The organism is Desulfopila inferna, from assembly GCF_016919005.1.
GTDB classification, from domain to species: Bacteria; Desulfobacterota; Desulfobulbia; order Desulfobulbales; family Desulfocapsaceae; genus Desulfopila_A; species Desulfopila_A inferna.
In genome coordinates this window covers 1-471 of record NZ_JAFFQE010000030.1, presented here as the reverse complement: position 1 = coordinate 471, position 471 = coordinate 1, and the positions used below count along the sequence as shown (strand labels likewise).

Below are 471 nucleotides of genomic sequence, written 5' to 3'. Positions count from 1 at the left end.
CTCGAGTTCGCTCAGGAAGCGGTCGACGGTGGCCGACTGTGCCTGCGGATCGGCGACGTGCGCCCGGACGATCTCGGCGGCCTTGTTCACGGCCTCCGCGCCGAGCCCGGTGCGCAGCTGACGGATGAGCTGCTGGCGCATCAACTGGATCTGCTGTGCGCCTTGGGACTTGATCCGCTCCGCCTCGGAGCCGGCCTGTTCGGACAGCTGCGCGGCGATGCGCTCGGAGTCCTGCTTGGCCTCCTCGGTGACCTTCTCCGACTCGGCCTTGGCGTCGGCAAGCGCCTTGGCGTGCATCGCGTCGGCATCAGCGAGCTTCTTGGCTGCCTCGGCACTCTCGGCGAGCGCCGCACGCACGGCCTCCTGCTGGTTACGCATCAGGGTCCGTACGGGTGGCACCACCCACTTGACGATGATGAACGCGATGACGGCAAAGCCGATCAGCTGTCCGATGAAAATCGACATCTACTG

Annotated in this window: 1 protein-coding gene; it reads right to left on the bottom strand. The window is 66.5% G+C overall.

Translation table 11 applies throughout. The annotated features are described in order from the left end of the window. Positions 1–465: F0F1 ATP synthase subunit B family protein (locus tag JWG88_RS21290; RefSeq protein ID WP_337833152.1), on the bottom strand; the 465-nt coding region annotated here is incomplete at its 3' end. Positions 466–471: the final 6 nt, after the last annotated feature.